At 65.2% G+C, this 25,258-nt stretch carries 12 protein-coding genes and 2 tRNA genes; 12 read left to right on the forward strand and 2 right to left on the reverse strand.

Annotated features, from left to right (window positions below; genetic code table 11):
* The first annotated feature begins 1 nt into the window (after position 1).
* From AC1DTQ_RS02120 to AC1DTQ_RS02170, 11 genes are all read left to right on the forward strand, one after another.
* Positions 2 to 424 (forward strand): ExbD/TolR family protein, encoded by a 423-nt coding sequence (locus tag AC1DTQ_RS02120; protein WP_477848344.1) that lies wholly within the window; start codon positions 2 to 4, stop codon positions 422 to 424.
* Positions 421 to 2,166, forward strand: coding sequence for a lipid A export permease/ATP-binding protein MsbA (gene msbA / locus AC1DTQ_RS02125; protein ID WP_477847557.1), 1,746 nt, complete (start codon positions 421 to 423; stop codon positions 2,164 to 2,166). The genes AC1DTQ_RS02120 and msbA overlap by 4 nt, the downstream gene beginning before the upstream one ends.
* Positions 2,163 to 3,161, forward strand: a complete 999-nt coding sequence (gene lpxK, locus AC1DTQ_RS02130; RefSeq protein WP_477847559.1) for a tetraacyldisaccharide 4'-kinase — start codon at positions 2,163 to 2,165, stop codon at positions 3,159 to 3,161. The genes msbA and lpxK overlap by 4 nt, the downstream gene beginning before the upstream one ends.
* Complete coding sequence (kdsB, locus tag AC1DTQ_RS02135; RefSeq protein WP_477847560.1) at positions 3,158 to 3,937, forward strand: 3-deoxy-manno-octulosonate cytidylyltransferase; 780 nt, start codon at positions 3,158 to 3,160, stop codon at positions 3,935 to 3,937. Before lpxK ends, kdsB begins: the two co-directional genes overlap by 4 nt.
* The gene (locus tag AC1DTQ_RS02140; RefSeq protein WP_477847561.1) at positions 3,934 to 4,422 is read left to right on the forward strand and encodes a low molecular weight protein-tyrosine-phosphatase; all 489 of its coding nucleotides are present in this window, start codon (positions 3,934 to 3,936) and stop codon (positions 4,420 to 4,422) included. Before kdsB ends, AC1DTQ_RS02140 begins: the two co-directional genes overlap by 4 nt.
* Positions 4,422 to 5,843, forward strand: coding sequence for a hypothetical protein (locus AC1DTQ_RS02145; protein WP_477847562.1), 1,422 nt, complete (start codon positions 4,422 to 4,424; stop codon positions 5,841 to 5,843). Before AC1DTQ_RS02140 ends, AC1DTQ_RS02145 begins: the two co-directional genes overlap by 1 nt.
* 11 nt (positions 5,844 to 5,854) lie before the next feature.
* The gene (gene uvrC, locus AC1DTQ_RS02150; RefSeq protein WP_477847564.1) at positions 5,855 to 7,711 is read left to right on the forward strand and encodes an excinuclease ABC subunit UvrC; all 1,857 of its coding nucleotides are present in this window, start codon (positions 5,855 to 5,857) and stop codon (positions 7,709 to 7,711) included.
* Positions 7,711 to 8,358, forward strand: a complete 648-nt coding sequence (pgsA, locus tag AC1DTQ_RS02155; RefSeq protein WP_477847565.1) for a CDP-diacylglycerol--glycerol-3-phosphate 3-phosphatidyltransferase — start codon at positions 7,711 to 7,713, stop codon at positions 8,356 to 8,358. Before uvrC ends, pgsA begins: the two co-directional genes overlap by 1 nt.
* A tRNA-Gly gene (locus AC1DTQ_RS02160) sits at positions 8,349 to 8,424 on the forward strand. The genes pgsA and AC1DTQ_RS02160 overlap by 10 nt, the downstream gene beginning before the upstream one ends.
* 91 nt (positions 8,425 to 8,515) lie before the next feature.
* Positions 8,516 to 8,589: transfer RNA gene (locus AC1DTQ_RS02165), tRNA-Cys, on the forward strand.
* Between the two features lie 188 nt (positions 8,590 to 8,777).
* Positions 8,778 to 10,292: an oligosaccharide flippase family protein gene (locus AC1DTQ_RS02170; protein ID WP_477847566.1), complete on the forward strand. Its 1,515-nt coding sequence runs from the start codon at positions 8,778 to 8,780 to the stop codon at positions 10,290 to 10,292.
* Positions 10,293 to 10,745: 453 nt separating this feature from the next.
* On the opposite strand, the gene AC1DTQ_RS02175 is transcribed toward AC1DTQ_RS02170, so the two are convergent.
* Positions 10,746 to 11,651, reverse strand: coding sequence for a cupin-like domain-containing protein (locus tag AC1DTQ_RS02175; protein WP_477847567.1), 906 nt, complete (start codon positions 11,649 to 11,651; stop codon positions 10,746 to 10,748).
* Between the two features lie 36 nt (positions 11,652 to 11,687).
* On the opposite strand from AC1DTQ_RS02175, the gene AC1DTQ_RS02180 reads away from it, so the two are divergent.
* Complete coding sequence (locus tag AC1DTQ_RS02180; RefSeq protein ID WP_477847568.1) at positions 11,688 to 12,521, forward strand: methyltransferase, TIGR04325 family; 834 nt, start codon at positions 11,688 to 11,690, stop codon at positions 12,519 to 12,521.
* A gap of 21 nt (positions 12,522 to 12,542) precedes the next feature.
* Here AC1DTQ_RS02180 and AC1DTQ_RS02185 read toward each other — a convergent pair whose 3' ends face one another.
* Positions 12,543 to 25,190: an amino acid adenylation domain-containing protein gene (locus tag AC1DTQ_RS02185; protein ID WP_477847569.1), complete on the reverse strand. Its 12,648-nt coding sequence runs from the start codon at positions 25,188 to 25,190 to the stop codon at positions 12,543 to 12,545.
* Between the last annotated feature and the right edge of the window lie 68 nt (positions 25,191 to 25,258).

A 25,258-nucleotide genomic window follows, 5' to 3' on the forward strand; every position in this document is an offset into this window, starting at 1 on the left:
GATGCGCATCCGCGACGACCGCGCCCACGACGAACCCGAAATCAACCTGATTCCGTTGATCGACGTCATCCTGGTGCTGATCATCTTTTTCGTGATCACGACCACCTTCGACGCGCGTTCCACCCTGCAACTGCAACTGCCCAACGCGAAAGGCGAACCGATCGCCGACCAGACCAAGTCGCTGAGCGTGCTGATCAATGCCGAGGGTCGTTACTTCGTGGGCGATCAGGAGGTACTGCGCACCGACATCGACGCGCTCAAGCAGGCGCTAGCCGCAGCCGGGGGTAGCGATCGCAATCGCACGGTGTTGCTGCGGGCCGATGCGCGCACCCAGCATCAGGCGGTAGTCACCGCGTACGACGCGCTGGGGCAACTCGGATTCCGACGCATCCTGATCGCCACCGCGCCCGAGCAGAAAAAATGAACAAGGTGCCACCGCCGGTCTGGCCGATCTACAAACGTTTGCTTGGATATACGGGGCGCTACAAGTGGTTCCTTGGGGCGGCTCTGCTGGGCATGATCGTGGAAGCATCCGCCGGATATGGTTTCGTGCGTTTGATGGATCCGCTGGTCAATCGCGGCTTCGTAAAGCCCGAGCCCTACATGGCGACGTTTCTGCCGCTTGCGATCATCGGCTTGTTCGTGATGCGCAGCCTCGCCACATTCGTATCGGACTACGGCATGGCCCGTACCGGACGCAGTGTGGTTCGAGACCTGCGCGAGCAGGTATTGTCGAAGTACCTGCGGCTGCCTTCCTCCCATTTCGATACCGAAGCCACTCCGATCATGGTGAGCCGGCTCAATTTCGATACCGAACAGGTCACCCAGGCCAGTGCGGACGCGTTGAAAACCATAGTGGCCGACAGTCTGACCATCGTCGCCATGATCGTCCTGATGCTGCAAATGAGCATCAAGGTCACCTTGGCCCTGGTTATCATCGCTCCGTTGATAGGGGTGATCGTGTCCTTTGTGGGCAAGCGTTACCGGAAGATCAGCGGCGGCATCCAGGATGGGATGGGCAAGATGGCGCACAGCGCCGAGCAGTCGTTGTCGGCGCAGCAGGATGTGAAAGTGCACGGCGCCCAAGCGCTTGAGACTGCACGCTACGCGAAACTCGCCAATCGGATCCTCAGCCTGAACATGAAGGTCGAAACGACCCGTGCGCTGGCTTCGGGCACGGTCCAGTTCCTGGCCGCCTTCGCGCTTGCGGCAATCGTTTGGGTGGCGACGCGTGAAGCGCTGGGCGGCAGGTTGAACGCGGGCCAGTTCGTGACCCTGATGACCTCGATGATGGCGATCATTCCGTCCCTGCGGCGGATCACCAGCATCCAGACCCAGATTTCACGCGGTGTAGCTGCGGCCGAACGCCTTTTCAGTGTGTTGGATGCACCCGAAGAACAAGACCGCGGACAGGTGTCCCTCGTACGAGCGCGCGGCGAGCTGGTGTTCGATCACGTGAGCCTGAGTTATTCGAGACACGATGGGCTGGTACTCAGCGATATCAGTTTCACCGCGCGGCCCGGCACGGTTACCGCCATCGTCGGCCGCTCCGGCAGCGGCAAAACCAGTCTGGTGCGGCTGGTGCCGCGCTTCTACCAGCCGTCGGCGGGTCTCATCACCCTGGACGGTGTGCCTCTGGACGAATACAAGCTTGCGGACCTGCGCCGGCAGATCGCGCTGGTGGGGCAGAAGGTGATGCTGTTCGACGACAGCATCGGTACCAACATCGCCTATGGCGCACCGGCAGACGCCGCAAAACTACGCGCGGCCGCGGAAGCGGCCAATGCCTGGGAATTCATCGAGCGTCTGCCGCAGCAGATGGACACCGCCATCGGCGAGAACGGTGCCTTGCTCTCCGGCGGCCAGCGCCAGCGCCTGGCCATCGCGCGCGCGATCCTGCGCGACGCGCCAATCCTGATCCTGGATGAAGCCACGGCCGCCCTGGACAACGAATCCGAACGCCTGGTGCAGAACGCTTTGCAGAAGCTGATGCCCGATCGCACCACCTTGGTCATCGCCCATCGCCTGTCCACAATCGAACACGCCGATCAGGTGCTGGTACTGGATCACGGCAAGCTGGTAGAGCAGGGCACGCACGCCGAGCTATTGGCCAAGGGCGGATTGTATTCGCACCTGCACGGCATGCAATTCCGCGAGGCCGAGTGAGCAAGTCGCAGGACAAGACCCCCGCGTATTGGTATGGCGACGCGGCGCCTCCGTTGTCCGCACGGATGCTGGCCGGCCTGTACGGTTGGGTGGTCGCTTTGCGCGCCAAATTATTTCGCGCGGGCGTCCTGCGTAGTCGCCAGGTCCCGGTGCCGGTGGTAGTGGTCGGCAACATTTCTGTCGGCGGCACCGGAAAAACGCCGCTGACCATCGCCCTGGTGCAGCGGTTGCAGAGTGAAGGCTGGACTCCGGGCGTAGCCAGCCGCGGCTATGGAAGGCGCAACGAAGCCACCGCGGCATGGGTGGAAGGCGGCACCGCCCCATCCGACGGCGGCGACGAACCGGTGCTGATCGCGCGACACACCGGGGCGAAGGTGCGCGTAGACCGCAACCGCAGCTCCGCCGCACTTGCGCTGGTCGCCGCCGGATGCGATGTGATCGTCTGCGACGATGGCCTCCAGCATTACCGCCTGCGCCGTGACGTGGAGATAGAAGTGATCGACGGCGGGCGCCGCTACGGAAACAACCGTCTCCTTCCTGCCGGTCCCTTGCGCGAACCGGCGCAACGCGGTGCGGTATGCGATTTCCGCGTGGTCAACGGAGGCGAAGCCAGCTTCGGCGAATGGTCCATGCTGCTGCGCGCCGATCATGCGGCGCCGCTGCGGGGCGGCCGCAGCCTGCCGTTGACCTCATTCGGCGGCCATCGCGTGCACGCGGTGGCGGGAATCGGCAATCCGAAGCGCTTCTTCGAGATGCTGCGCGGCCTCGGCATCGGCGTGGTGCCGCATGCGTTCGCCGACCATCATCATTACGTCGCCAGCGATTTCGATTTCGGTAGCGAACTGCCGGTGTTGATGACGGAGAAGGATGCGGTCAAATGCGCCAGCTTCGCCAACGAATGGCACTACAGCGTACCGGTGACCGCGGAGCTTCCGGAAGCGTTCTGGGTCGCACTTTTGGAGAAATTGCCGAAACGAGGAGCGAATAGCGCATGACAACCGATTTCGTCGTGGCCATTCCTGCCCGCTACGCGGCTTCGCGTTTGCCCGGGAAGCCATTGCGCCTGCTAGGCGGCGAACCCTTGGTTGTGCATGTCGCACGCCGCGCGCTGGCTGCCGGTGCGCGTGAGGTATGGGTTGCGGCGGACGACCAGCGCATCGCCGATGCCCTGCGCGATAGCGGAGTGCGCGTGGCCATGACGTCCGCCGCGCACGTATCGGGCAGCGATCGGCTGGCCGAATGCGCCGACATCGCAGGCTGGACGGACGAGACCCTGATCGTGAACCTGCAGGGCGACGAACCTTTCGCTCCCGCAAGTGGGATCTGCGCCGTCGCCGAAACCCTGGCCGCCAGCGGCGCGCAGATGGCCACACTGGCTACGCCGGTAACGGAGGTCGCGGCCCTGTTCGATCCCAATACGGTGAAGCTGGTGCGCACCGCGTCCGAGGCGGGGTGGGGCGATGCGCTGTACTTCAGCCGCGCGCCGATTCCCTGGCATCGCGATGCCTTCGCCCAGGATCGCGACACGTTGCCGTGGGGAGAATGGCTGCGGCATATCGGCATCTACGCCTACCGCGCAGGCTTCCTGCGGAAGTTCGCGAAGATGCCGCCAGGGCGGTTGGAGACGATCGAGTCATTGGAACAGCTGCGCGTGCTGGAAGCAGGCTTCCGCATCGCTGTCGCGTTGACGCCCGAAGCATTCCCGCCGGGCGTCGACACCCCAGAAGATCTGGCGCGCGCGGAGGCCTATCTGGCCGAAGGTGGGCATTGAAACTGCTAGTCATCTGCCTGGGCAATATCTGCCGGTCGCCGCTAGCTGAAGGCGCCTTGCGCGCGCGCATCGACGCCTCGCCGCTCGCAGGACGGGTGCAGGTCGATTCCGCGGGGACCGGCGACTGGCATGCCGGTCAGCCGCCGGATCCACGCGCCATTGCCTGCGCGCGTGGGCATGGGGTGGATATCTCCATGCTGCGGGCCCGGCAGTTGCGCCAACGCGACTACGCCGACTTCGACTGGTTGCTGTGCGCCGATGACCAGAACCTGCGCGATGTGCTGCGCGAGGCCCCGCCCTCCAAGCACGACAGGGTGGTCCTGCTGACGGAGTGGGCGGGAGTCCACGAGGGATGTGCTGTTCCGGATCCCTATAGCGGCGGGTCTGCCGAGTTCGAGCACGCTTGGCGACTGGTCGATTCGGCCGCACGGGCGGTCGTGACTCGCCTGTGCGCGGAGTGGGACTCCGGCATAATCAGGGACTGATGACTAGCGCTCCGGCCCCTGAACTTCCCAAGAGCCTGCAATGGCTCAATGCTCCGTCGAGCTCGCTGCATGAGCAGCGCGGGCGTGTGGTGGCGCTGGCGTTCGTCAATGCGGCTTCCGCATGGTCCTGGCAGCGTCTGCGCGATCTCGCCCAACTGCACACCCGTTATCCCGGCCGCCTGCAGCCGCTGGCGGTGCACGTACCGCGTTTCGATTGCGAACGCGACCCCCAGTATGTGTTGAAGCAGCTGCGCCGGCAGGGCATATCGTTCCCGATCCTGCACGACGGCGACTGGCACGCATGGCAGCGCTTCGGGGTGGAAGCCTGGCCCACGGTGCTGTTGATCGACGCCAACGGCCAGATACGCAAGCGGGTGGTCGGACTGGATTCGACGGCCGAGCTGGAGCGGCCGCTGGCGGCGTTGTGCGATGGGCTGCCGATGCCGACCGACGACGACGCCCGTGCGACGACGGAGACCGCAGCGGAGCCGCGCTTGCCCTTGCGTTTCCCCAGCGGCATCGCAGCCACCGCCGATCGCCTCTATGTGGCCGACAGCGGCCATCACCGCATCTTGGAATGCAACCATACCGGTCGCGTGCTGCGCCAGTTCGGCATGAGTACAGCGGATTTCGTCGACGGCGATCTGGAACAGGCCGCATTCCGGCGCCCGCAAGGCTTGTCGCTGGTGCGAGACGTCCTGTACGTGGCCGATACCGGCAACCACGCCCTGCGCCGCATCATGCTGCGCAGCGGACGCGTGGACACGATCTGCGGCAATGGGCGCGCGGGGGAACCGGTGGAAGGCATCGTCGCCTCGGCGCGGGACGTGGCTTTGAACCAACCGCAGGCGGTGGCCGCGACCGATAGCGAGGTACATCTGGCCCTGGCCGGCGACAACCGCATCTGGACCTATGGGCTGGGGCGCGGCGAGCTGACTTTCCGTGCCGGCTCAGGCCAGCTGGAGGTGCGCGACGGTAGCGGGCCGATGGCCGCCTTCGCCCAGCCGGTGGCGTTGGCTGCGGTGCAACAGATGCTGTACGTCTGCGACGCGCTGGGTTCGGCGGTACGTTCCCTGCAACTACGCAACGACACCGTGCAAACCTTGGTGGGACAGGGCAGCTGGGAATTCGGCGATGCCGACGGCCCACGCGAACGCGCGCGCCTGCAGAACCCGCAAGCCATCGCCTTGAGCCCCGATTCGCCGTTGCTGTGGATCGCCGATAGCGGCAACGGCAGCCTGCGCACCTTACGGCTGGGCGGCGGCGAAGTGGCCACGGTGCCGTTGTCGCGCCGCCTGCACGGCGTCGCTGGCCTCTCGATCGCGGCGGGCGCGCTGTGGATCGCCGAAACGGATGCGCACGCCATCCTGCGCTACGACCTCTCCACCGGTGAACTGGGCCGGGTTGCGATCGACGAGTGAGTGGCGCAGGCGTGGCAACCGGATTCGACGGCAAGGAATACGCGGCGGGACTGAGTACCGCGCCTGGCGTTTATCGTATGTACGCGGCCGACGACAGCCTGCTCTATGTCGGCAAGGCCGGTGCGTTGCGCAAGCGCGTGGCCAGCTATTTCAGCAACACGCCCAAGAGTCCCCGCACCTACGCCATGCTCGCCCAGGTGGCGCGCATGGATGTCACCGTCACCCGCACCGAGGGCGAAGCGCTGCTGCTGGAAAACCAGCTGATCAAGTCGCTGATGCCGCGTTTCAATGTCTCGTTGCGGGACGACAAGAGCTATCCCTACGTTCTGCTCACCACTGAGCAGTGGCCGCGCATCGCCATGCATCGCGGCCCGCGGGCGGTACCGGGGCGTTATTTCGGTCCGTACCCAGGCGTCGGCGCGGTGCGCGACACGCTCAACCTGATGCAGAAGCTGTTCAAGATCCGCAATTGCGAGGACAGCGTGTTCCGCAACCGCACCCGACCCTGCCTGCAGCACCAGATCGGTCGTTGCAGCGCGCCGTGCGTGGGTCTGGTGCAGGTGCCGGATTATGCGGATTCGGTACGCCGCGCCGCGCTGTTCCTGGACGGACGCAGTGACGAACTGACCGCCGAGTTGGGCAGCGCGATGGAGGCCGCCAGCGCGCGCCTGGATTTCGAACAGGCCGCACGCCTGCGCGATCTGATCGGCTCGTTGCGCAGCATGCAATCCCGCCAATACGTCGACGGACGCGCGGCCGATCTGGACGTGCTGGCCTGCGCCATGCAGGGTACGGGCGCATGCGTGTTGTTGCTGGCGTTCCGCGACGGCCGCAACCTGGGCACCCGATCCTTTTTCCCGAAGACCAACGGCGAGGACAGCGCGGCGGAGGTGCTGTCGGCATTCGTGTCGCAGTACTACGCCGAACAGACCCCACCGCAGGAAATCGTGCTGGATCGCGAAATTCCCGACGCTGCGCTGATCGAGACCGCATTGTCGGCCGCCGCCGAACGCAAGGTGCAGCTGAAATGGAACGTGCGCGGCGAACGCGCCGGTTACTTGCAGCTAGCGACCCGCAACGCCGAGATCACCCTGGCCAGCGAACTGTCCAGCCGCAACGCGCAGCAGGTGCGCAACGAGGCGCTGCGCGACCTGCTGGGCCTGTCGGAGCCGGCAAAGCGTGTCGAATGCTTCGACATCAGCCACACCATGGGCGAGGCCACGGTCGCTTCCTGTGTGGTATTCGACGCCAACGGGCCGGTGCGTTCGCAGTACCGCCGCTACAACATCACGGGCATCGAGCCTGGCGACGACTACGCGGCCATGCGCCAGGCGATAGAACGCCGATTCCGCCGTGCGGTGGAAGAGGGGGGAGTACTGCCCGAGGTGCTGCTCATCGACGGCGGTGCGGGGCAATTGACCCAAGCGCGATCCGCGCTGGCCGAACTGGGCGTGGACAGCGTGACGCTGGTCGGCGTGGCCAAGGGCGAAGAGCGCCGCGCGGGCCACGAGACCCTGATCCTGGCCGATGGCCGCGAAGTGCGGCCTGGGGCTGCCTCGCCCGCGTTGCAGTTGGTTCAGCAAGTGCGCGATGAGGCGCACCGCTTCGCCATCACCGGCCACCGCGGCAAGCGCCAGAAGGCGCGCATGACCAGCAAGCTGGAGGATATCGCCGGCATCGGCCCGCGCCGCCGCGCCAGCCTGCTCAAGCATTTCGGCGGTATCGTCGGCCTGAAGGCAGCAGGCATCGACGAGATCGCCCGTGTGGACGGCATCAACGCCGCACTGGCCGAACGAATCTACGCTAACCTGCATGGGCTGGCGCCCTCGGTGGCGCCTCCGGCTGCAGGAAGCGAACAAGGCTCGTAATGAAGTTGACTGTTCCCACCTGGTTGACCCTGCTGAGGATCGTGCTGATCCCGGTACTGGTCGCGGTGTTCTACCTGCCTTATGTCTGGACCAACTTCGCCGCGGTATTCGTATTTGTGCTGGCGGCGCTGACCGACTGGCTGGATGGCTGGATCGCGCGCCGCTATAACCAGTATTCCGCCTTCGGCGCCTTCCTGGACCCGGTCGCCGACAAGTTGATGGTGGCGGTGGCGCTGTTTCTGATCGTGCAGGGCCACCCCACGCCGTGGATGGCGTTCTGGGCGGCGGTCATCGTCGGACGCGAAATCGCGGTGTCCGCGCTGCGCGAATGGATGGCCGAGCTCGGTCAGCGCGCGAAGGTCAAGGTAGCCGCCCTGGGCAAGTTCAAGACCATCGTGCAGATGGTGGCGCTGGGCTGTCTGCTTTATTCGGTGACACCGGCCAGTCAGCCGCAAGTCAACATCTGGATGGGTGTACCTGTTTTCCATATCGGGGACTGGTTATTGGCCATTGCCGCCATCCTCACGCTGTGGTCCGGGATGCAATATCTGCGTGCCGCATGGCCGACCTTGCGAGAGGATGAACAAGCGGCTGTTGACAGTTCTCGTAAGGACGGTAAAATTCCGCCCCTCACTACGCGGGAATAGCTCAGTTGGTAGAGCACGACCTTGCCAAGGTCGGGGTCGAGGGTTCGAGTCCCTTTTCCCGCTCCAGTTTCACGACGAAACCCCGTTCGCGGGGTTTTGTTTTGTAGGACGCTTGAAAAGGTCCTGCGATTGCGCCAGTCTCGGCGTGACAGTCACCGGCCTGGTGGCAGAGTGGTTATGCAGCGGCCTGCAAAGCCGCGTACGCCGGTTCAATTCCGACCCAGGCCTCCATCTCAATGGTTCGCGGTCCCTAGGGCCGCGAAGCCATGTCCGGAATCGGTGCTTGAGGTCGGCCGCTTGCAGGAGGCGGCCGCGCTAGACTGCTCGCATCCTGACCGGGGGTTCCATGGGCTGCAGTAGGAAGATGCAAGGGCGTCGCAAGATTCGCTTGCCTGCCATCGGTCCGGGTCGCTGAGGCCATGAGCGCGCGCGGCAAGACCCTTTCCAACGCCGCCTATTCGTCGGCCGGCCTCTATATCGAATACCTGTTCGGCCTGATCGCCTCGATCCTGATCGCGCGTGCGCTGGGCCCTGCGGACCTGGGCATCTACAGCCTGCTGATCTGGATCGTGTCCACGGCCGTGATCGTGGCCAATGCCGGCATCACCACGGCCGCCATCAAGTTCGTGGCCGAGTTGAATGGATCGGGTCGAGTGGATCTGGTCGGCGCGTTGATTCGGAAACTGCAACGGTTGCAGAGACTCATGTTGCTGTTGGTCGCCGTCGGCGTATCGGTGTTGTTGTACGCAACCCGTCATCGCATCGCCCCGGCTCTGGATCTGTGGGTCCTGGGTCTCATCGTCGCCTCGGTGCTTTTACGTGCGCCGTACATGTTCAACATCGCGCTGGCCAAGGGCGGACAGGATTTCCGGTCCATCGCGGTCATCGCTGGCATCAGTGCGGCCGCAAATCTTGCGATGGTCGCCGCTGCGCTGGCATGGCGCGCTTCGCTTCCTACGTTCGTTGCGATCTATGCGGTATCGGGCGTGGTCTTCTATCTAATATCGCACTGGCGCACCGTCCCGATGCAGCGTGCGGCGCAGCAATCACAGTCGCCGTTGCCTGCCGAACTGGAGGCGCGCATCACCCACCATTTACGCGTGGTCGCCTTCACCATCATCCTGGGCTCGGTGGGCACTAGCGAGATCGAGCTGCCGTTCCTCAATCTGCTGGCGGGTCCCGATCAAGCCGGCATGTTCAAGGTCGCCAACGCCCTGGCCCTGGGCGCAGCCTTGTTGGCGCCGGGCGTGCTCAGCGCCCAACTGTTGCCGATGATGGCCAGCGCCTACGGACGGGGCAGAGAAGAGGCGGCATCCTTGATCAGCGGCTCGACCGCGTGGTTGTTCATCCTGGGCGCGCCGCTGATCGCGATAGGCGCGGTGTTCTCGCATCAGTTGATCACGCTGCTCTACGGGCCGGCCTACGCACCAGCTGCACAGGCCTTGAGCATCCTGCTGGTCGCACGCGTGGCAAGCACGTTGGGGCAGGGAGCCTCCGCTTATCTGGTGAGCGCCGACCGGCAGACCGCATTGATGAAGCTCACCCTGCTTTTCACCTTCCTGCGCTTGGCGGGCGCGGGCGTGAGCACGTTCTATTTCGGCTTGAAGGGTGCGGTGGTTTCATCGGCCGTGCTCGCGCTGTTGGGCACGTGTTCCACGCTCGAACTGGCTCTACGCGAGACCCGGTCGTCGCTGCCTTGGGCACGCCTGTCGCGGATAGCGATTGCCGCGGTCCTTGCCGCATTGTGCAGCTGGCCGGCGGCCTGGCTGCATCCACCGCTGCTTGCGCTGGCGGTCGGCGGTATCGTCTTCGTGCTGGCCTACCTGCTGGCGCTTTGGCTGCTGCGTTGCCTGCATGAAGCCGATGCCGAATACGCGCGCATCCTGCTGTCCAGGATTTCGGGAGGGCGCCTGGGGGGCAGACGCACGAACTAGAGCGTTTCGGCTCAAGTGGAGACGAACCCCGTATAAACCCAAAGCAAGTTCCCATGGTCGTCATCCCAGCGAACGCTGGGATCCATTTTGATCTTGCTTCTAATTCCATAAGCTCAAAGCGTTGACCAGCCGTTCGGCTGTTGAAAGCCGCGCGTTGCGCGAGTCACTTTCTTTGCTTGTGCAAAGAAAGTAACCAAAGAAAGCACACCCTACGTCGCGCCCGGCGATGAAGCCGCCAGGTCCGCAAGCCCGTCGGCAATTTCCGTAAGGCGCTTCCCCGTATCAAGTACGGGGCAGGCTCTGCGCCTCCGGAAACGGCGCACATCCCTGTGCGCCGCCCCTGCGGGGTTTGCCCGACGGGCTTGCCGCGACTCACGGGGCGAAAGGCAAAAAAGCAAAAGCGCGGAACTCGTACAATTCAATAAAGGGCTGAATAAAAACCCTCAAGATCGCTCAGGCAGGCGCATAGGCGACCTTGTTGTCGCGTACGCCACGGCCCAGCGTCCGCAGTAGTCCCGCACGTCCTTCGGTATAGGCGGAAAGCAGCGCGGCTTTCATGTTGTCGCGCGCGAGCGATGCGCCTACAGGCGATGGATCGAAGCCATGCCTGCGCATGCGCGCGTTGCCGCGATACAGCAGCTCGCGACGGCGCGTGGCGGCGGTGTAATAGGTGAAGCTGACGGTGATCGACGGCTCGTTTCCGTTCTCGACCATGTGTGCGGCGGTGGACGGCATGTAACCGCCCATGCCGGGTTGCAGGTCGAAGACACGGGCTTTGGCGCGGAACGATTCGTCCCAGCGGACTTCCTCGCGCGAATGCTGGTCGTGGAAGAGTTCCTGCGCTCGCTCGCTGATGATGCTGCGGTCCATCGGATCCCAGGTGTAGAGCTTCTTGCTGCCGCGGATCTGCAGGATGAAGTTGTGCTCGTGGTCCATGTGGAATGGCGTGACCGCGCCGGGCGAACTGACGAAGATCCAGCCGCCGCGATAGCTCATGCCGGGATCGACGCGTTCGACGAATGGCCTGACCGCATCCAGGACCTCATCGACCAGCGTGCGATAAAGCGGGTCGGCCTGCACGTTGAGCAACGACATCCAGGCGCGCGCCTCGGCGATTCCGGCGAGCGTCTCCTCTGCGCTGCGTTGATTGGGATGCAGCGCGGGCGCATCGCCGAACGCGGTGCCTGCGGTGGCGGTGTCGCTGTGGGTGCGCACTAGCTTGCGCGCCTCCAGCCGGCGGCCCAGCTCGACCAGCGATTCGATCTGCAGCAGCGGATGGGCGCACAGCTGGTGACTGACGGCCTGGAGTTTCCAGGGATCGAAAGTATCGGATTCGAGGGAAATCAGCGACCGGGCCATGGCTCCGGAATATACATCTGCTGGTATCCTTACAGCATGGGGCTTATCGACACCGGCGAACGCATCGCGCGCCATGCATGGCGGATTCCCGTTATCGGTCGGATCCTGGCCATGGACTACGCGCGCAGCTTCGCGCGCATGCCGCCCAACAAGTTTCGCGGCGTCTTCCCCGGCTTCGCCGAGGCCGAGCGTTCCATCCCCCAAGGGCGCCGGATCGGTTACGACCACGACGCCCTCTCCGGCATGTACCGGAACCGGATGGAGCGCGCCTGTCAGAGCGACTACGCCGTCCTGTTCTGGCTGCAGCGCATCGTGGATGCGAACACCGTGCTGTTCGATTTTGGTGGGCATGTGGGCGTCAGCTTCTATGGGTGGGAGCGATATCTGGGATATCCGTCGGTGGGATACCCGCCGGGCATGCGCTGGCGGGTATGCGACGTGCCGGCGATCATCGACGAGGGCGCGAAGCTGGCCGAAGAACGCAACGCGACAGGTCTGGACTTCACTTCGGACATCGCCGACGGCCGCGATTGCAACGTCCTGCTCGTTGCCGGTTCATTGCAGTACGTGGACCTGGACATGCCGCAACTCCTGGAAAAAATGGGCAACCGCCCGCAACACGTGCTGGTCAACAAGATGCCGCTCTACGAAGGCGAAACCTTCGTCACCGTGCAATCCACCGGCCGCGCGTTCCATCCCTACCGCATCAGCAACCGCGACGAATTCGTGGCGTCCATGACCGGCCTCGGCTATCGCGTCGTCGATCACTGGAGCAACCGCGAACAGTACTGCCGCATCCCGTTCACCCGCGACCGCGATATCGACGCCTACAGCGGGTATTACTTCGTCCGCGACGATTCCGTTCGCTGATTCCACGTCCGCGTCCGCGTTTCATTTCTGCGCGGCCCTTCCGAAGCGTGCGATCACCCGCTTCAGCAGTCCGCGCGATTCTTGGACCGGTTCCGATATCTGCGCGGTGGCGTCGCATTCGGCGGCGATCTGTTCCAGGGTCTGGAACACGAAGGCGCGCGGGCTGAGACTCGCGCCGGTGCGCGCCTGCAGAAGCGCAACCGCCCGCATGACCAGCAGCGAATGGCCGCCCAGATCCAGGAAGTTGTCCAGCAGTCCGACTTCCTCGATCTCCAGCAATTCGCACCATAAGGCGGCGACCGTGCGCTCGGTGGTTGTGCGGGGTTGCTGACGCGAGAGCGAATGTACGGTGGGTGCGGCCTGCGCAGGCATCGACAGCGCATTGCGATCCACCTTGCCGTTGCGGGTAGTGGGCAATGCCTCCAGCGCGACGAAGATACCTGGCACCATGTAGTCGGGAAGCGTGCGACGCAGGTGCGCGCGCAGTTCGTCGGGCTGCAGCGTCTGCGCGTCGCGCATCACCACGTAGGCGGCCAGCATTTTCTCGCCGCCCGGGCCCGGTACCAGATGCACCACGGTCTGGAAGACGGCAGCATGGCGCGACAGCGCCACCTCTATTTCGCCGGTTTCGATGCGATAGCCACGCAGCTTCACCTGCTGGTCCAGGCGACCGAGATGTTGCAGCTGGCCATCGCTGCGCCAGCGCCCCAGATCGCCGCTGCGGTACGACGCCTTGCGCGCACCGGTGGAATCGGCGATGAATTTTTCGGCCGTGAGCTGCGGCCGCACGTGGTAGCCCAGGGTCACGCCGGCGCCGTCGATCACGATTTCGCCGGGTATCCCGATGGGGCATGCTGCGCCGTCGGCATCGACGACCCGGACCTGGGTGTTGGCGATGGGCCGGCCGACGACTATGTCGCCTTGTCCGGCGGCGATGCGCGCGCAGGTCGACCATACGGTGGTTTCGGTGGGGCCATACATGTTCCACAGTTCGCCGACGCGCGGCAGCAGCGCCTCGGCCACTTGCACCGGCATCGCTTCGCCGCCGCACAGCGCCTTCCACTGCTTGCCGCCGCGCCAACCCGATTCCAACAGCAGGCGCCAGGTCAGCGGGGTGGCCTGCATTGCGTTGACCTTGTGGCGCTCGCACACCGCGCGCAGGGCCCGACCATCGGCAGCGTCTTCGCGGCCGATCAGCACCAGGGTGCCGCCTACCGCCAAGGGCAGGAACAGTTCCAGTACCGCGATATCGAACGACAACGTGGTCACCGCCGCGAGGCGGGTGGAGGCGTCGAATCCCGGCTTCGACTTCATCGATTCCAGGAAATTCACCACGGCTCGTTGTGGTACGCGCACCCCCTTGGGCTGCCCGGTGGAACCGGAGGTGTAGATCACATAGGCCAGCGCATCGGGCGAAAGTGCAGGAGCGACTAACGGCGCCGCGTCTTCGGCAGAATCTTCGAGCAACGTTTCCAGCGGAATCTGCTCGCCGGCGAAATCGGCGAACGGTGCTTGCGCGCCATCGTGCAGCACCAGCGCCGTGCCGGAATCTTCCAGCATGAAGGCGAGTCGTTCCGCCGGAAAATCCGGATCCAGCGGCAAGTAGGCCGCGCCCGAGCGCAACACGCCCAGCAGTGCCGCCAGCATTTGCGGCGTGCGTTGCAGGTGCAGGCCGACCAGCGAATTCTCGCCCACGCCACGCGACTGCAAAGCCCGTGCGATGCGCGTGGCTTGCGCATCCAGTTGCGCGTAGCTGATCGCTTCATCGTCCTGCAGAACGGCGATGCGCGCTGCGTTCGCGGCGAAGGCAGGTTGTAGGTAGGCCGAAATTTCCTGCGTGTCCGGTACTGGCGCCGAAGTCGCGTTCCATTCGGCCAGGAGCGCGGTTTCGCGCGGGTCGATGGCGAGCAGCTCGTGTACGCGGGTGCTTGGTCCGGAAGCGATGCCTTCCAGTAAGGACAGATAGCGCTGCTTCAGGAGCTCGGCGGTCTCGCGCAGCAGGATGTCGGTATTGAAGTTGAGGCCGCCCACCAGTCCGTCGCTTCCCTCTAGGAACCACAAGGCCAGATCCTGCGCAGCGGCCGGCTGGAACACCGGCAGGTTCTGGTGCGCCAGCACGCCCCAGCGCGATGGCCGCTGGCGTGCGTCCTGGTAGGAGAAGAAGGCCTGGTAGATGGGGAAGCGACTGGCGTCGCGGCGCTTGTCCAGCACCCGCACGAGGTGCTCGAACGGCACGTCCTGCGAGCCGAAGGCGTCGACGACCTCGTCGCGTACGTCCTGCAACAGCGAAACGAAGGTCTGATCGGGATCCACGCGCAGCCGCAAGGGCAGCGCATTGACGAAGAAGCCCATCAGCGATTCGAGGCCCGGCTGGCTGCGTCCGCGCACCGGAGTGCCGATCACCAGGTCGCGCTGGCCGCTGAGCTGGTGCAACAGCAGCGACCAGGCCGACAGCAAGGTCATGAATAGGGTGGCGCCCTGCGCCTGCGCCTGCGCGCGTAACGCTTCCACCGTGTCCTGCGGAATGCGCAGCCAGACCGTATCGCCTTCATTGCTGGGCGTTGAGGGACGCGCATGATCGACCGGCAGGTCCAAGGCTTCCGGCGCATCGGCGAGCTTCGTCTGCCAGTGTTGCAGCTGACGAGAAAGTTCTGGGCCCGCCAGCCACTCCCGGTGCCAGGCGGAGAAATCGCCATAGCTCACCGAGGCAGCCGCGAGCGGATCGTCGCCGCCACCGGCATAGGCCTGGTACAGCGCCGACATCTCGTCGTAGAAAAGATCGAACGACCAACCGTCCCAGATCAGGTGATGGGCCATGAAGAACAGCACATGGTGGTCTTCCTCCAGCGCATAGAGACGTGCGCGGAACAACGGGCCACGGGCCAGATCGAAGGGCCGCGCGATCTGGTCCTCCAGCCTGTGCATGAGTTCGGCTTCGCGCTGGCCATGGGGCAACTGGGAAAGGTCTTCACGGGGCAGGGAAACGTCCACTCGCGCTTGTACGTGCTGGTAAGGCTCGCCTTCATGGGTGCCGACTACGGTACGCAGCACGTCCTGGCGTTCGACGATACGGGCCAGGGCGCGCTCCAGCGCATCGAAATCCAGTGCACCGCGCAGGTGATGCGCCGAGGGCACGTTGTAAACCGTGCGCCCGGGCTGCAGCTGCTCCAGGTACCACAGGCGCTGCTGCATCAGCGACAGCGGCGCGTTGCTGCCCGAAGGCAGGCGTGCGATGGATTGCGTATCTCGGTCGTCCTTCTCCTGCATGCCGATCCAGGCGGCGAGTCCGGCGATGGTGGGGTGCTCGAAGGCGACGCGCAGCGGCATGTTGATGTGCAGCTCGCTGCCCAGGCGCGCAGTGAGTTGCGCGGCCAATAGCGAATGCCCGCCGATGGAGAAGAAATTGTCGTGGGCGCCGACCTGCGCCAGGCCGAGCACCTGGCGGTAGTGCGCTGCCACCTGCGCTTGCAGCGGGTCGGCGATGTCTTGTTGGGATCGGTCGACGGGGCTCGCTTCCCCGATGCCAGGCGCCGGCAATGCCTTGCGATCTATCTTGCCGCTGCCGGTCAACGGCAACGAGGCGAGCGGGATGAAGCGGCTGGGCACCATGTAACCCGGCAGGCGCGAGGCGAGGTGGGCCCGCATTGTCTCTTCGTCCAATGAGGACGGCGTCGCCGGCACCACATACGCCACCAGCCTGACGTCGCCATCGCCGAATGCGTGGGTGACCGCAACTACCTGTGCCACCGCAGGATGGCTCGCCAGTTGCTGTTCGATCTCGCCCAGTTCGATGCGGTAGCCGCGCAGCTTCACTTGGAAGTCGTCGCGGCCCAGGCATTCCAACGTGCCGTCGTTGCGCCAGCGGGCCAAGTCGCCAGTGCGGTAAAGGCGGCCGTGTTCGGTATCGACGAAGCGTTCGGCGGTCAGCTGCGGGCGGTCCAGGTAGCCGCGGGCGACGCCGTCGCCGCCGATGCAGAGTTCGCCGACCACGCCGATCGGGACGCGTTTCAGGTCGGCATCCATGACGTGCAACTGGGTATTGGCGATCGGCTTGCCGATGGGAAGCGGCGGGGTGGCATCGGCGACGCGATGCGCGCTGGACCAGACCGTGGTTTCGGTGGGCCCATAAAGATTCCAGAGCTCGCCCGTGCGCTCGAGCAGCGCTGCCGCAATTTCGGGCGGCATTGGTTCGCCGCCGCAGAGGGCTTTCCACTGCGGACCGCCGCGCCAGCCGGATTCCAGCAGCAGGCGCCAGGTCATCGGCGTGGCCTGCATGGCGTCGATGTCGTTGCTTTCCAGCAGGACACGCAAGGCTTGTCCGTCGATGGCCTGTTCGCGTTCCACCAGCAGCACCTGTGCACCGACTAGCAGCGGCAGCAGTAGCTCCAGCACGGCGATGTCGAACGACAGCGTGGTCACGGCCGCGAAGCGGGCCTGCGCATCCAGTCCTGGCGCAGCGCGCATCGATTGCAGGAAGTTTGCCACCGTGCGATGCGGCACGCACACGCCCTTCGGCTGTCCGGTCGAACCGGAGGTGTAGATGACGTAGGCGTCGTCGCTCGCGGTTCCTTGTGGCGGCATCGTTCGTTCGCTGAAGGCCGGAATGGCGTCGACAGAGATGACAGTCGCATTGCCGACGGCGGCTTCCAGCCTTTCCGCCAAGGTCTGGGTGCTGAGTACGAAACGCAATCCCGCATCGCTGGCCATGTAGGCGAGGCGTTCGACCGGAAACGCCGGATCCATGGGGACATAGCACGCGCCAGCGCGCCACGCGCCCAGCAGGGCAGGCACCAGGTCGATATCCCGCTCCAGCAACAGCCCCACGCGGTCGCCCGCCGAGACGCCGGCCGACTGCAGCGCGCAGGCGATGGCATGGGAACGCGCGTCCAACTGTGCATAGCTCAGCGATCGCGCACCCGCCCGCAGGGCGATGGCATCGGGCGAGCGACAGGTCTGTTCGAGGATCAGATCTTCGACGCGTTGGTCGCGCGGATATTCGGCTTCCGTCGCATTCCAGCCATCGAGCCGGCGCCGGTCCTCGTCGCCAAGCAAGGCCAATGCGCCGAGCGCGCATTCGGGGTCGGCAGCCGCATCGGACAACAGGCTTTCGAAGGCCGACATCCAGCGCGCCACGGTTTCGGCGTCGAACAGGTCGCGGTTGTACTGGCATTCCAGGCGCATGCCGTCGGCGCCCAGGTCTACGGCGTTGACGAACAACTCGAAGGTCTCGAACCGCCGCGCGTTGCCGGCGACTTCGAACTGCAGTCCGGGCACCGCGTCGCGTTCCAGGGTCATCGCCTGGTCGATGTTGAACATCACGCTGATCAGCGGCAGACGTGCGGTGTCGCGCGCCAGCGGCAAGGCCTGCAACAGGCGTCCGAAGGTGACGCGCTGATGGTCGTAGGCATCGAGCATCGCCGCACGACTGGATTCCAACAATTGCGCGAACGGTATCGCGCGCTGCATGCGCAATCGCAGCGGCAGCATGCTGACGCAGTGGCCGACCAGCCCTTCATGCCCTGCCGCCTGTCCGGCCACAGGAATGCCGATCACAACGTCGTCCTGATGAGTCAGGCGATGCAGCAGCGTGGAGAAGCCGGCCAACAGGCTGGCGAACAGGCTGGTGCCGCGTTTGGCGCCCACTTTGCGCAGCGATGCGACCAGTTGTGCAGGGAGCAGGTGGTCGTGGCGTCCGGCCGTCTGCGTGCGCAGGCGCGGACGCGGCCGATCGGTGGGAAGCTCAAGCACCGGGCCGCCATCGGCGTACTGCCGCGACCACCATTCAAGATCTTCGCCATCAGTGCCGGCTTCGTCCGAGGCCAGCAGCGCGTAGTCGGCGAAGGAAGGCGCTTCAGGAAGCGAGGCGCCGGTTCCATGCTTGAAGCGCGCGTATTCGGCGGCCAGTTCCTTCACCAGCACCCAGAACGACCAGCCGTCCAGCACGATGTGGTGCCCGGTGAGTACGAAGACGTGGTGCGCTTCGTCCATCCTTACCAGCGCCGTTCGTACCAAGGGCCCTTCGACCAGATCGAAAGGCTGCGAGACATGCTGGTCGATAAGGCCGGCGAGTCCTGCTTCGGACTCTACCGGCGTGAGCGCCGATAGATCATGCAGGTCGAGATCCAGCGTCGGCGTCGCCGCGTGCACGTGTAAGGACAGGCCGTCGACGGAGAAAGTGGAGCGCAACGCGTCGTGACGCCCGATCAGCGACTGGATAGCGGCACGCAGGGCGTCCACGTCCAGCGGTCCACGCAAATGCAGCGAGATCGATTCGTTGTACGCCAGCGATGCTTCGGCTCCCATCCGGTCGGCGAGCCAGACTTCGCGTTGCTGCTCGGTGGTGGGGACGACGCGCATCTCACTGGCCGCCGCCGCAGTGTCGGCTTCTATTCCGGTACCGGTTTCCACCACTGGGAAGAAACCGCTTTCGATCATTTCCGCCGCTGCCTCCCGGTACGCCGCCACGATGCGCGCGATGTCTTCATCGGTGTGGGCGGTGGTCAGGAAGCAGGGGAAGTTGTCCAGGATGTGAATGCCGCGATCGCGCAGCATCACGTACAGCAGATCGCCGTAGGGCAGGTCTTCGGTGAATACATTGCGCCATAACGAGGCGAACGTGGCCAGCTTGAACGGCGCGCCAAGTTCGCGCATCGCGGCGTTGACCGCCGCCACCATGTCAGCGGTGCGCCGGTTCAATCCTTCCTGCAGTTCCGGGCCCGCATCGCGCAGTCGTCGCAGACTGGCCTTGGCAGCCGCCAGCGCTAGCGGATGGCGCACGAAAGTGCCGGCGAAGTAGGTCACGCCCACGGTGGGCGTGGAGTCGTCGCCGTATTCCCAATGGCCGCCGTCCAGGGCGTCCATGAAAGGACGCTTGCCCGCGATCACGCCGATGGGGAAGCCGCCGCCGACCACCTTGCCGTAGCACGCCAGGTCTGCCTCGATGCCGAACAGACCCTGGATGCCGCGCGGATGGGCGCGGAAACCGGTGACCACTTCGTCGAAGATCAGCACCGAACCGCTTTCCTGGGTCAGGCTGCGCAGCTCGCGCAGGAATTCCACCGGTTGGAAATCCGGGCGCCGGCTCTGCACGGGTTCGACCAGGATCGCGGCCAGCTCGTGCGCGCGTTCGCGCAGGATCCGCATCGATTCCTCGGTTCCGTAGTCCAGCACCAGCACGTTCTGCGATGCCGACGCCATGATCCCGGGTGCGGCGGGAATGCTGCGCAACTTGCGCGTGCCGCGCACGATCACTTCATCGAAGATGCCGTGGTAGGCGCCGGTGAAAATGGCGATGGTGTTGCGCCCGGTCACGGTGCGGGCGATGCGCATGGCGCCCATCACCGCTTCGGAACCGGTATTGCAAAACGCCACGCGCTCGGCGTGGGTGAGTTCGGCGAAGAGTTCGGCGGTTTCGCCGGCCAGTACGTGCTGCGGGCCGATCTCGTAGCCGTCTTCGATCTGCTGGTGCAGGACTTCGCGCAGGAAATCCGGCTGCCAGCCGAACAGATTCATGCCGAATCCCGACAGCACGTCCACGTATTCGTTTCCGTCCAAGTCCCACATATGCGAGCCGCGTGAGCGTTCGATCACCAACTGGTAGGCCAGCTCCTTGGTGATCGGACGGAAGCCGTTGACCACGCGCGGATCGGCCATGTGGCCGCGATGCTTGGCGGTGTAGGTTTTCGACTTGCCGGTGCGCGCGGTGTAGCGCGCCACCAGCGCGTCCAGCCGTTCGCGCTGCAGCGGCGTCAGCGGATCGGCCTGGCTGTGGATGCGAGCGATGGCGCCGAACGCCTTCTTCACGTCGTAGGTAAGCGGCTTGCCGTCGGCGTCTTCTTCATCGCCGGCGATAACCGCCGTGGCGGTCTTCGCGGACAGCGCGGTTGTCTTGTCGCCAGTCGCGACCGGTCTGGACTCGTCGCTTGCGACCGACAGGAATTCGAGCAGGCTGGCCATCGAGCCGTACTGTTCCATCATCTGCCGGAACGACACCTTCACCTTGAAGCTGCGCTGCACCTGCAAGGAAAGCTGGGTAAGCGCCAGGGAATCCAGCCCCAGTTCCAGCCATGGCGTGGCGCTTTCGTTTTCCTCCACTTCCAGTCCGGAGACTTCCTCGATCACGGACTGCAGGCGTGCGAACAAGGCGCTGCGTCCCGCATCTGCTGCCGAGCTTTCTACCGACATGCCGTCCGCTAGCATGCTCTCCGCCGCGGGCGCGATTTCCGCTTCCCGTGCGGCGTCCGCATCGAGCGCCGTCGCCGACACCCCCGATTCGAGCGCAGGCACCGCATCCAGCCAATAGCGCTGGTGCTGGAAGGGATAGCCCGGCACCGCGACACGACGGCGCGATTCGTGCGCCGTGTAGGCCTGCCAGTCGGGGCAGGCGCCCAGCGTCCACAACTTGCCGAGCGCAGTCGCAATCGCAGCCGATTCGCTTTCCGCCGAATCCGACAGGCTGGCGACCGCCACCGTCTGCCTGCGTTTGCCGACCGCCGCCTGATGCGCGAGCGTGGTCAGCGTGGCGCGGGGGCCGATCTCGATCAGCAGACGCGAAGGATCGGACACCAGTTTCGAAACCGCCGGCGCGAAGCGAACCGGTTTACGCAGGTGCTGCGCCCAGTAGTCGGGGTCGCACGCCTGCTCGTCGCTAAGCCATTCGGCGGTGACGGTGGACAGGATGGGGATCTTGGGCGCCTGCAGCGCGATGGATTGCAGACGCTCGCGCATCGGCGCGATCACCGGTTCCATCATCGCCGAATGGAAGGCGTGCGAGGTCACCAGCTTGCGTGCGGCGATGCCCGCTGCATCCAGGCGTGCCCCCACGCGTTCGATCGCGGGCGTGGGGCCAGCGACCACGCATAGGTGCGGACCGTTTTCCGCGGCCAGCTCAACGCCATCTTCCAGGTATGCGGACAGCTCGCTGGCGGCAAGTCGAACGGACAGCATGCTGCCTGCGGGCAGCGCCTGCATCAGCCGGCCACGCAGTTCGACCAGTGCCAGCGCATCCTGCAGCGGCATCACTCCGGCCAGCACCGCGCAGACGAATTCGCCTACGCTGTGGCCGATCAGCGCGGTGGGAACGATGCCCCAATGCATCCACAGCCTGGCCAGCGCGTACTCCAGCACGAAGATCGCCGGCTGGGTGATACGGGTGGGCAGCAGCGCATCGGGGTCGCGGGAGAAGAATCCGAGGCGCGGATCGCTTCCCGTCAATGTCCGCAATATTTCGCAGCATTGATCGTAGGCGGCACGGAACGCCGGCTCCGTCTGGTACAGGCCATGACCCATCGCCGCGTACTGCGAGCCCTGGCCGGGGCACAGGAAGGCCAGGTCGGGCGTGGTCTCGTCGACTGCACGTTGCGCGAGGGGTTCGGAAAGCAGCCGCGACGCTTCCGATGCCGAACCGGCAACGATGGCGTGGCGATGGGCGAAGACACGCCGCCCGACCCGCAACGTATGCGCGATGTCCGCAAGGGTGGGAGTTTGGTCTCCCGTGGCATCAGCACCGGCTAAATACGATCCCAATCGCTGGCAGCTCGCTTCCAGCGCTTCCGGCGTGCGCGCCGAAACCACGAGCAATTGCGCCGTGCGCGCGGAGTCGGCATGCGGTGCCGTAGCGGGGGCTTCTTCCAGCACCACATGCGCGTTGGTGCCGCCGAAGCCGAAGGCGCTGACGCCGGCGCGGCGTGGGCCGGAAGCCTGCGACCAGTCGCTCAATCGGGATTGCGGAACGAAGGGCGATGCGGCGAAATCGATGTGCGGATTCGGTTTGTCGAAGCCGATCGTCGGTGGCAGCGTGCGCCGATGCAGCGCCAACGAGGTCTTGATCAGGCTGGCGGCGCCGGCGGCGATCACCAGATGGCCGACGTTGCTCTTGAGCGAGCCGATGGCGCAGAAGCCTTTGTCCTGCGTGTGCCGGCGGAAAGCGCGGGTCAGGCCCTCGATCTCGATGGGATCGCCCAACGGGGTCGCCGTACCGTGCGCTTCCAGATAGGAAATGCTGCGCGCATCTATTCCAGCGCGGTCATGCGCCAGTGCGATGACGCTGGCCTGGCCGCTGGGGCTGGGTGCGGTGAAGCTGGCGCGTTCGGCGCCATCGTTGTTGACGGCACCACCCAGCAGCACGGCGTAGACCGTGTCGCCGGCAGCGATCGCATCCGACAGTCGCCGCAGCGCGAGCATAGCTACGCCATCGGAAAAAACGGTGCCCGCCGCCTCGGCGTCGAAAGTGCGCGTATGCCCGTCGGGAGAGGCCATCGCGCCTTCCTGATACAAATAGCCGCTGTCCGGCGGGCAGGTGATCGCTACGCCGCCGGCGAGGGCGAGTTCGCAATCGCCGCGGCGTAGGCTCTCCATCGCCATCACCGCCGCCACCAACGAAGTCGAGCAGGCCGTGTGCACACCGACCGCGGGGCCATTGAGGCCCAGCTTGTACGCCACACGGCTGGTCAGGTAATCCTTCTCGTTGGCCAGCATGGTGGGCAGTTCGCCGAGCCGTGCGATGGTTTCCGGACGCGGCAACACATGCTTCTGGTAATAAGTGGCGTTGTACATGCCGCCGAAGACGCCGACGCGTCCGGGCGCGGTTTCCGGCACGTATCCCGCATGCTCCAAAGCATGCCAGGCCGTTTCCAGGAAATGGCGATGCTGCGGATCCATGAGCTGCGCTTCCAGCGGCGAAATGCCGAAGAAAGCGGCGTCGAAACCGGCGGTGTCGTTGAGCACGCCGCGCGCGCGCACGTAATCCGGATGATCGCGCAGCGCAGGCGGAATGGAAGGGTCGATCTCTTCTGGCGAGAACATCCGAATCGATTCGGTGCCGGCGCAGAGATTCTTCCAGAACGCCTCGATATCGTCGGCGCCCGGGAATCGTCCGGCCATGCCGACGATGGCGATGGGTTCGTCGGGCTGCGAAGCGCCTGCCTGTTTTTCGGGAGTGAGCACAGGCTGCATTTTCGCCAGTCCCGCAGGCGTGGGCGATTCGAACAGGCGCATCGGTGCGAAGTCCGCGATGCCCGAAGCGCGAAGCTGGTGCAGCACGCGTATCGCCAGCAGCGAATCGCCACCGAGTTCGAAGAAGCCGTCATCCGCACCCACGCGCTCGAGACCCAGCACGCCGGCGAAGGCGTCGCACAGCGCCGTCTCCAATTCGCCGCGTGGCGCGCGATACGGGTGCGCCAGTTCCGGCCGAGCATTGCCCGGCGCAGGCAGGGCGGCACGATCCAGCTTGCCGTTGGTAGTGACCGGCAAGGCGGAAAGCTGCATGAACAGCGCAGGCACCATGTAATCGGGTAGCGATTGCTGCAAGTGATGGCGCAACCCGGCGATATCGCAATTTCCCGTGCGCGGTACTACGTAGGCGACCAGGCGTTTGTCCGCGCCGGGTCCCGGCAGGGCGACGACCGCGCAGGATTTCACGTTGGTATGCGCGGACAGCGCGGCTTCGATCTCACCAGGTTCGATGCGGAAACCACGAATCTTCACTTGCTGATCGGCGCGGCCGACGAATCGCAGCGTGCCGTCCTCGCCCCAACTCACCAGGTCGCCGGTGCGGTATAGGCGCTGGCCGGACGCATCGGTGACGAAGCGTTCGGCATCCAGGTCCGGACGTCCCAGGTATCCGCGCGCCAGGCCGCGGCCGCCGATGTGCAGTTCGCCGGTTTCACCGTGCGCGACGGGAACGCCTTGCGCGTCCAATACGTGCAGCGAAGTATCGGCGATGGCGCGGCCGATCGGGATGGCCGTCGCATCGGCCGGCAGGTCGCGCGGTATCGCATAGGTGGTGGCGAAAGTGGTGCATTCGGTCGGACCGTAACCGTTGCTCAACGACAGGCCGGGCAGGGCATGCAGCGCAGCGCGCACATGCTGCGGCGAAAGCGCTTCGCCACCGGTCAGCAATTCGCGCAGACCCGCCAGCGCCGAGGGATCTTCGTCGACGATGGAGTTGAATAGCGCGGCGGTCAGCCACGCGCTGGTGACCCCGAAAGTCTCGATGCAGGCCGCCAGCGAACGTGCGTCCGGCACTGGCGCCGCGAACACGGCGCAGCGGCCGCCGTTGAGCAGCGGGCCCCACAGCTCCAGCGTGGAGGCATCGAATCCCAGAGGGGCGGCGTGCAGGAAGCAGGTGTCCGCATCCAGCGTTACGTAGTCCACGTCGCCGACCAGGCGCACGATGGAGCGATGCTCGATCTGCACGCCCTTGGGCATGCCGGTCGAACCGGAGGTATACATCACATAAGCCAGACCATCGGCCGAGGTGGTTTCGGGCAGGGAGCGACTTTCGCCGTGGTCAGCGGTTTCCAGTGATTCCAGCGAAACCAAATGCACGGAGAGCCCTTCCAGCGGACCCCGGTCGGCATCGCTGGCGATCACGATTTCGACGCCTGCATCGGCAAGGATCGACTGCAGGCGTGCGCGGGGATAGGAAGGATCGAGCGGCAGATAGGCGCCGCCCGCTTTGAGGACGCCCAGTGCCGCAATGACGGCCCCGGCAGAACGCGGCAGGCACAGGGCGACGGGCTGGTCGGGCTTGCAGCCCAGTGAGATCAGATGGCGCGCGACCGCATCGGAACGGTTGTCCAGCCCCGCATAGTCGAGCTGGCCGCCTTGCCAGACCAGGGCAGGGCGCGCCGGATGCGCTGCGGCGCGTTCGCGGAATAGCCCATGCACCGTCGCTTCAGGCCGAAAGTTGGTTTCATTGTGGTTCCCCTCGCCAGACTGATGTCGCCCTTCGGCTC

The organism is Pseudoxanthomonas sp. P4_B2 (assembly GCF_056402315.1).